This is a genomic window from Sphaerospermopsis sp. FACHB-1194, assembly GCF_014696235.1.
GTDB lineage: Bacteria > Cyanobacteriota > Cyanobacteriia > Cyanobacteriales > Nostocaceae > Sphaerospermopsis > Sphaerospermopsis kisseleviana.
Genome location: NZ_JACJPU010000098.1, coordinates 1 through 5,325 on the forward strand (window position 1 = coordinate 1; position 5,325 = coordinate 5,325).

Below are 5,325 nucleotides of genomic sequence, written 5' to 3' on the forward strand. Positions count from 1 at the left end.
AGTGTTTAAATGTGATAACTGTGGCTTTGAGATTGACAGAGATTTAAACGCTGCGATTAATTTAAAACAAGAAGCGGTCAGATTGATCGTGTTAGCCTGTGGACTAGATAGTGCCGACACTGCTAGGATTTCAGTGAGCGTAGTCGAACTGGTGAAACAGGAAGAAAAAGCCAACTTTTGTTAGCATTAGTTAGCTTTTTTGTATCGGATGAAAGCCAGTTGAGGCATTTACGCCTCACAAGAAATTATGGTTTATTCACAGGAGTCGGGGATCTTACCCCTGAATCATTACCGTAAAAATACTTAATAAATCAACCAAGGTAAATTTCACCAATCATAGCATATTTGGTATAGTATAGATTAAGTAAAATTTCTTAATCTTTGCTGATGCTGAAGATGAAGAAGGGGATCATCTCTGTGCTGGTGGTGCTATATGAATAATATTGGTGGAAAATATCGACTGCTCGAAATTTTAGGAAGTGGTAATTTTGGGACAACTTATTTAGCAGTGGATCAGTATGGAAAAAGGTACGCGGTTAAACAATTGACATTTTCTAGCAAAGAGCCAAATAAAATAGCGATCGCTCAACGCAAGTTTAATGATGAGAAAGAAATTTTACAAAAGTTGCATCATCAACAAATTCCTGATTTTGTAGATTATATCGCAGAAAATCAACAATATTACTTAGTACAACAATATATTCATGGTAAAACATTAAGGGAAAAACTGCATGAAGCTAAAAATTTGAGTATTGAAAAATCTCAAAAAATTCTCTTAGATATCTTAAAAATACTCGATTATATTCACAAAAAAGGTATTATCCATCGTGATATTAAACCTGATAATATTATGATAGATCATAATGACAAGTTATTTTTAATAGATTTTGGTGCAGTCAAAGCAGAAAATCCCAATGATACAAGATTACAAACACCAGGTACTAATATATTTTCCCGTGGATATGCACCCATAGAACAAATGAGAGGTTATCCAAAAAAAAATAGTGATATTTATGCACTGGGAATGACAATAATTGAATTAATTACGGGATTAAAACCTGAGAATTTAACTGATACTTGGTATAGGGATATTAATATTACCGATGATTTAAAAGAGATTTTATGTAAAATGATTGATGAATATCAAGATACCAGATATCAATCAGCGCAGGAAATAATTAAAGACTTACAAAAACCCCCATCTGTACAGAAAACAATACCTTTATCAAATGGAAAAATAAATAATTCATCTGTGAGTATTTCTAGTCGTTCAGGAACAGATATGATTTTATTTGGGGTGATGTTCACATTAATTTCTATCCTGATTTTTCATACTGCAATGTTACCAGGTATGAAAAAACAAAATGAGCAAATTCCTGAAACTACGGGAAAAATTATCAAATCAGAATAGAAATTGAATAGATACCAGTGATCAGATCCCCGACTTCTTTTACTATCCTATAACTAAAATGTAGATTGATCGCAGAAGTCGGGGATCTGGGGATATATAACTACTAATTAAATATCATCTGGGTTAACTCCTAATTCTCGTAATTTCTGCGCTAACCTTTCCGCTTTTAATCTTTCCTGATCTGCACGTTGTTTTTCTTGTTGTGCAAACTCTTCAGGAGTTAGCAACCTTTCACCTTGTTGATTATACCAGTATAACCATTCTCTATTTCTCCCTAAATAAGTACCCCTTTCTCTTCCTAAAGCTAAACCAATTTCTGGCATCCATAACTGCCCTTGAGGTTGTAAAATATATTGATGATTTTCTAATTTATAAATCTCCAAAGGTTGACGTTTTCGCCGACATTGACGATTAGGGACATAAATTGCATAATATAAAATTCCTAACTTTGCATAGTCAATTTTCTTTCTTTCATATTCGCCCCCGTAGGTTTTAGACACAACTTCTAAAACAAAAATAGGGGGAATATTATCTTCCTCCCACAGTACATAACTTAACCTTCCTTCCTCACCAATAAAACGTTCTACACCCAAACTCAAAAAACCATCAGGAACTAAAGGTGGTTTACTTGGTGCATAGTAAATACTCATATCCACACCAAAAAACCAATCATTTCTATTTTGCCAAACTAAAGCTAAAATTGCTTCTAATAAATTAGGAATTAGGTTTTGTAATTCGTTATCCACTGGAGTATCATCAGAGTCAGGAAGTTCCGCAGAAGATGGAAGACATTGACGCAAATCGTAATTTAACATAATCGTCTTCACTATAACTATAATATGTTGATTTTAACATAAATAAAGTAAAAATAAAAATGAAAATAAAAAATATAACAAAACAAATAGATGTGAGTGTAGAGTATTTATGTTATAATCATTAACAATAAAAAATAATAACTTGAGGATTTTTCAGAATGACTACTCTTAACAATCTCAATTTACCCGATGAATTATATCAACAAATAGTAAAACTAGCTAAGGCTGAACATAACTCTATAGAATCTCAAATTGTACTACTTTTACAAACAGCATTAGACATAGAACAACAGCAAATAGAATCAGGAAGACGTACTAAAATTTTGAAACTATTAGAAGAAACCCAAAATATTCGTCGTTCAAATCCAGCAGATTTGAAGTTGCGAGATAGTACAGAAATGATTAGAGAAGATAGAGATAGATGACGAATACTTTCAAATTTGTACTAGATACCAGTGTATGCATCAACCTATGTTCTGACTATGTTCTGACTATGTTCTGATCAATATTGTACTGACAGTAACTTACACAAATTCACATTTTTTTGAGAAAAACCGTAAATTTATAGTTAAAAATACGGAAAAACCCATATCCGTATAATCTCACTGTTCACAAGCTATAGATAGTGTTAGCTTAACAGTATTAACCATCTTATACAGGTAAAACAAATGGCTGTAGGCATCGAAGAACAGGGTAGCAAATTTATCACTACCGAAGCTATAAAAAATCAAGACGGAGAGCAGAAAGTATGGGATGCTGTACGGGGTGCATTTGCAGATAGAAACTGCATTGGATATTGGCGGTATCCTATTTTTTTCAAAGTAGGAGAAACCAGAAAAGAACCGGATATATTAATAGTTGATCGAGAATTTGGAGTATTAGTCATTGCTGTTCAATCTCTAAATATTGACCAGATTACTAATATTAACAGGCAAACTTGGCAATTGCAAAATAGTGACGTTACCGAAATCAATCCCTATCAAATTGTAGAACATCAACTGCGATCAATCATATCCTATAGTGATAGAGAAGCTGCACTTTGGAGAAAAATTAACGGTAGAGCGATCATTGCCTTACCGCATATTACATCACAACAATGGCAAGAAAAAGGTTTTCATGAATTACCCGATATTCCGCCAATTATTTTTCAAGATCAATTAGGTAAAGCTGGTTTAATAGAACGCATTAACCAAGCTAATATTATCATTCCTGGTGAAAATATCGAAGATAAAGATTGGGAATTATTACTTTCGGTAGTTGGCGGTACTCCCGTATTGCGTAAACCTCCCCGTGAACGAGTTGCAACTATAGGAAAAACCCGTTCTGCTGTTATTGACAGTTTACGAGAAAAACTCTATGAAATAGATTTACAACAGGAACATATCGGTAAAGAAATTCCTCCCGGTCCCCAACGTATTCGCGGTATTGCAGGTTCAGGAAAAACAGTTTTACTCTGTCAAAAAGCCGCAAGTATGCACTTGAAACATCCAGATTGGGATATTGCCTTAGTATTTTTTACCCGTTCCTTATATGATTTAATGATTGGTTTATTGGATCAATGGATACGGCGTTTTAGTTGTGGAGAAATGCACTATGATCCCAAAACAAATTTAAAATTACAGGTACTTCATGCTTGGGGTGCAAAAGAACAACCTGGTTTATACAGTACCATTTGTGAATATCACGGAAAAAGACCGGGAACAGTCCAGAATACTAAGGAAAGACAACCAAACCGGGGGTTAATAGATTTAAGTAAACGACTTTTAGAAGAAATCAAAATTGAACCAATGTTTGATGCAATTTTGATAGATGAAGGTCAAGATTTAGTAGCAGATGATGATTTAAAATATGAAGATAAACAAGCAATTTATTGGTTAGCTTATCAAGCATTAAAACCAGTAAGTGAAGATAAAACCGAAGAAAAAAGATTAATTTGGGCTTATGATGAAGCGCAAAGTTTAGATAGTTTAGTAGTTCCTAAAGCTAAGGAAGTTTTTGGGGAAAAATTAAGTAATTTATTGAATAAACAACCTCTATATTCTGGAGGTATTAAACGTTCTGAAGTAATGCGTCGTTGTTATCGCACACCCGGGCAAATTTTAACTGCTGCTCATGCAATGGGAATGGGTTTATTACGTCCTGAAGGAATGTTAACAGGAATTACAAATAAAGAAGATTGGCATAGAATTGGTTATGAAGTAAAAGGAGATTTTCGCCGAGTTGGTCAACCAATTACTATTACTAGAAAACCTGAATTTTCACCAAACCCTATTCCTGAACTGTGGGGAGAACCGGTTTTAGAATTTGAAACTTTTTCTTCTCATGAAGCAGAAATGACTGCTTTATCAGAAAAGATAATGCACAATATTGTCCATGATGGACTTAACCCCAGTCGGGATATTTTGGTTTTAGTTTTAGGTTCACCTTTGGAAGTAATGGAGTTAGAAACATCTGTTGCAAGTTTTTTAATGGAACAGGACATTGATGTTTATATTCCCACTGCTTTAAAATTAAATGATTTAGTTCCCCAATATCCCAATAATGATCCTGATAAATTTTGGTGTGATGGTGGGGTGACGGTTTCTCGTATTACTCGCGCAAAAGGCCATGAAGCAGATATGGTTTATGTGGTAGGTTTTGATCACGTTGCACGGAATGAAAGTGATGTAAGTTTTCGTAACCAGTTGTTTGTTGCGTTAACGAGGGCGCGGGGTTGGGCAAATTTAAGTGGTGTAGGTAATTATCCCATGTATGATGAGATGCGGAAAGTCATTGCTAGTGGTGAGAGTTTCACCTTTGCTTATAAGCGTCCGCCTAAGCGGGATATTGGGGATGGGGATTGATATTTTATAAGACATAGAAATAGTAATACTTTTGCAGGTGGTATGAGGTAATCCTTCATAAGTTTTTACCCATCCAATTGTTGGTAGTTTTATTGATATACCACCTACAGGAATTGGTTTACCACCAGCATCAATTGTAAAACTATCATTTTTCCCTTTCTTTTTGAAGTTGGGATATTTAGACTGTCCTTTAAAAAATCTCTGGAAAGCCTCACCTAAACTATCAAAGGCGTATTGAGTGATTTTCTGACAAATA

5 protein-coding genes are annotated in these 5,325 nt (G+C 34.3%); 4 read left to right on the forward strand and 1 reads right to left on the reverse strand.

Annotation, left to right across the window (positions count from 1 at the left end; genetic code table 11):
• Window positions 1-184: zinc ribbon domain-containing protein (locus H6F45_RS25940; protein ID WP_190348792.1), on the forward strand; the 184-nt coding region annotated here is incomplete at its 5' end.
• Window positions 185-433: 249 nt separating this feature from the next.
• Complete coding sequence (locus H6F45_RS25945) at window positions 434-1,411, forward strand: serine/threonine-protein kinase (protein ID WP_190348793.1); 978 nt, start codon at window positions 434-436, stop codon at window positions 1,409-1,411.
• 107 nt (window positions 1,412-1,518) lie between these two features.
• Here the strand turns inward: H6F45_RS25945 and H6F45_RS25950 are convergent, their stop codons facing one another.
• Window positions 1,519-2,226, reverse strand: coding sequence for a Uma2 family endonuclease (locus tag H6F45_RS25950; RefSeq protein ID WP_190348794.1), 708 nt, complete (start codon window positions 2,224-2,226; stop codon window positions 1,519-1,521).
• A gap of 158 nt (window positions 2,227-2,384) precedes the next feature.
• On the opposite strand from H6F45_RS25950, the gene H6F45_RS25955 reads away from it, so the two are divergent.
• Together H6F45_RS25955 and H6F45_RS25960 are read left to right on the forward strand one after the other, a co-directional pair.
• Entirely contained in the window at window positions 2,385-2,651 is a 267-nt protein-coding gene (locus H6F45_RS25955; RefSeq protein ID WP_190348795.1) for a hypothetical protein, read from the forward strand.
• Between the two features lie 243 nt (window positions 2,652-2,894).
• Window positions 2,895-5,069, forward strand: a complete 2,175-nt coding sequence (locus tag H6F45_RS25960; RefSeq protein WP_190348796.1) for an ATP-binding domain-containing protein — start codon at window positions 2,895-2,897, stop codon at window positions 5,067-5,069.
• Window positions 5,070-5,325 lie beyond the last annotated feature (256 nt).

Bases quoted from the DNA above. Each gene is read 5' to 3' on its own strand.
- H6F45_RS25945 (WP_190348793.1), top strand. From the start codon at position 434: ATGAATAATATTGGTGGAAAATATCGACTGCTCGAAATTTTAGGAAGT.
- H6F45_RS25950 (WP_190348794.1), bottom strand. From the start codon at position 2,226: ATGTTAAATTACGATTTGCGTCAATGTCTTCCATCTTCTGCGGAACTT.
- H6F45_RS25955 (WP_190348795.1), top strand. From the start codon at position 2,385: ATGACTACTCTTAACAATCTCAATTTACCCGATGAATTATATCAACAA.
- H6F45_RS25960 (WP_190348796.1), top strand. From the start codon at position 2,895: ATGGCTGTAGGCATCGAAGAACAGGGTAGCAAATTTATCACTACCGAA.